General features: G+C 57.0%; 1 protein-coding gene. It reads right to left on the bottom strand.

The window, feature by feature from the left end; translation table 11 throughout:
• Positions 1-214 (bottom strand): hypothetical protein (locus tag EXE44_RS21310; RefSeq protein ID WP_206750423.1); only part of this gene is annotated, 214 nt, incomplete at both ends.

Below are 214 nucleotides of genomic sequence, written 5' to 3'. Positions count from 1 at the left end.
GGGCAGCCGTCGCTGTCTGCTCGTAGATATCAGGGGTAGGGGGGACTGGCTCATTGTTCCGTTCGACATGTGTGATCTCCGTATCGTCGAAACCAGGCACTGCGGTCGGGATCACGTCGACGTCGACGTACTCTACGGCCCGGTACCACGTTCGGTACGAAGAACGGGCGGTTTCGATGAATGCGTCTTTTGTTGGATTATCTGGGTCGTAGAC

It is taken from the genome of Halorubrum sp. SS7 (assembly GCF_005435055.1).
Taxonomy (GTDB): domain Archaea; phylum Halobacteriota; class Halobacteria; order Halobacteriales; family Haloferacaceae; genus Halorubrum; species Halorubrum salinarum.
The sequence above is the reverse complement of the archived record's forward strand: the minus strand, read 5'-3'. Positions and strand labels throughout refer to the sequence as shown.